We start from the raw sequence: 2,386 nt of genomic DNA on the forward strand, positions 1-2,386 counted from the left end.
GCGCCTCCCGTCCGACGCGTCAGCGGTGCCCGACGATCGACGGCACCGGCATGTGGTGCCGCATCCGCACCGCCAGGTGGAGCCCGCCGCGGCGGGCGAGCACGAGCCCGACGACGGCCGCGGCCGCGGCCGGCACGCCTCCGGCGACGACCATCCCGACGTGGGCCCCGAAGTGGTCGACCACCTGGCCCATGAGGGGGCCCCCGATCGCCTGCCCTCCGAGCAGCACGAGGACGTAGAGCGACATCACCCGACCGCGGATCGCCACGTTCGAGGACAGCTGCACGAGCGAGTTCGACGCGGTCTGGAAGAGCAGCTGCGACATCCCGACGGCGACGAGCGCGACGGTGAACGGCGCGATGACCGGGATCGAGCCGGAGACCACGAGCAGGATCCCCGTCCAGAACACCCCGCCGACGATGGTGCGGAGCCGGACGGTGGCGCGCCGCGTCGAGAGCAGTGCGCCGGCCAGCGCGCCGATCGCGACGGCGGAGTTGAACACGCCGTAGCCACCGGCGCCGACGTCGTACACCTCGGACGCGAAGGCCGACAGCAGCACCGGCATCGTCAGCGCGAAGACCGAGAAGAACGCCACGAGGATGACCGGCACGATGATGGTCGGCTTCCGGACGGCGTAGCGGAGGCCCTCGACGAGCTGCCCCTTCCCGCGTGGTGCCGGGGGTGTGCGGTGGAGCTCCGAGACCTTCAGGAACCCGAGCGTCACGACCACGGCGACGCAGGCGATCGCGTTGACGCCGAACGACCAGCCGGCGCCGACCGCGACGAGCAGCGCTCCGGAGAGGGCCGGGCCGATCATGCCGCCGAGCTGGAAGACCGACGAGTTCACGCTGATGGCGTTGCGCAGGTGCTCGTGGCCGACGATCTCGGTGACGAACACCTGGCGCGCGGGGTTGTCGATGACGGTGACCATGCCGACGACGAACGCGATCGCCCAGATGTGCCACGCCTGCACCACCCCGGACAGCGTCAGGACGGCGAGCAGGGCCGACAGCACGGCGAACGAGCCCTGCGTGATCATCATCAGGGCGCGCTTGGAGAACCGGTCGACGAGCACTCCGCCGAGGAGCCCGAACAAGAGCATCGGCGCGAACTGGCACGCGACCGTGATGCCGACCTGCGCGACCGACCCGGTGAGCTGCAGGACGAGCCAGTCCTGCGCGATGCGCTGCATCCAGCCGGCGGTCATCGCGACGAGGTTCGTGGCGGTGAAGAGCCGGAAGTTCGGCACCGACAGGGCGATGAGGGTGTGGCGCCACGGCGGTCTGGTGGCCTGGATCGGCAGCGGTTCGGTGGGCGGGGGGAGGGTCGTCGATGACGCACTCACGAGTGGGGGTCTCCGGGGGTCGAGGTGGAGCAGGCGGGACTGTACCCACTCGAAACTAACTGCGCGCGGCCCATTCGATACCCCTATGGTGGCTATCACTCCATTGCGAAGTCGAATGGGGTCGTCACGACGAAGGGTGTCCGGTGCTGGATCCGGTTCTGCTGCAGACGTTCCTCGCGGTCGCCGAGACCGGGAGCTTCACCCAGGCCGGCGCCCGGCTCGGCATCAGCCAGCCCACGGTGTCGCAGCACGTGCGGCGGCTCGAGACGGCCGTCTCCCGGACCCTCGTCGCGCGGGACACCCGGGGCGTGGCGCTCACCGACAACGGGGACGCGATGGCCGGGTTCGCGCGGACGATCCTCGCGGCGCACGCCACCGCCGACGCGTACTTCTCGGGAGCCGCGACCCGCGGGCGGCTCCGGTTCGGGGCGGCCGACGACCTCGCGATCACGCAGCTGCCCCGGATCCTGCGCGACTTCCGACGGCTGCACCCGCAGGTGAACCTCGAGCTGACGGTGAACCAGTCGTCACCACTGCTCCGCCGGGTGCACGCGGGGCAGCTCGACCTCGTGTTCATCAAGCAGACCGCGGGGGAGTCCGCCGAGGGCACCCGCGTCGCGACCGACCAGATGGTCTGGATGGCGCAGGACGGCATCGCGCTGGAGCCCGGGGAGCCCGTGCCGCTCATCGCGTACCAGGCGCCGAGCATCAGTCGACAGATGGCGATCGACGCGCTCGAGTCCGCCGGACGCACGTGGCGGATCACCTGCAACACGCGCGACGTGAACGGGGTGCTCGCGGCCGTCCGGGCGGGGATCGGGGTCGCGGTGTTCCCGCACTCGCTCATCCCGGCGGACCTCGTGAAGGTGTCGCAGCGGTTGGCGTTGCCGGACCTCCCGGCGGTCGACTACGTGCTCATCGCGAACCCGACGGTGCAGCGGGAACCGATCGACGCCCTGACGAACGCGATCCTGTCCCGCGGGGTGGTCCGCGCGGTGTGACCGGGGCGGCGCGTGGTCGTTTCGTGAGCAGGAATGGTCG

The 2,386-nt window shown here is 71.0% G+C and carries 2 protein-coding genes; one reads left to right on the forward strand and one right to left on the reverse strand.

Annotated features, from left to right (window positions below):
- Positions 1 to 19 precede the first annotated feature (19 nt).
- Positions 20 to 1,345 carry an MFS transporter gene (locus BIV03_RS17075; RefSeq protein WP_083403507.1) on the reverse strand — a complete coding sequence of 442 codons (1,326 nt, stop codon included), beginning with the start codon at positions 1,343 to 1,345 and terminating at the stop codon, positions 20 to 22.
- Between the two features lie 143 nt (positions 1,346 to 1,488).
- Between BIV03_RS17075 and BIV03_RS17080 the strand changes: the two genes are divergently transcribed.
- Positions 1,489 to 2,346, forward strand: coding sequence for a LysR substrate-binding domain-containing protein (locus BIV03_RS17080; RefSeq protein WP_070418614.1), 858 nt, complete (start codon positions 1,489 to 1,491; stop codon positions 2,344 to 2,346).
- The last annotated feature ends 40 nt before the right edge of the window (positions 2,347 to 2,386 follow it).

Source organism: Curtobacterium sp. MCBA15_016, assembly GCF_001865105.1.
Taxonomy (GTDB): Bacteria; Actinomycetota; Actinomycetes; order Actinomycetales; family Microbacteriaceae; genus Curtobacterium.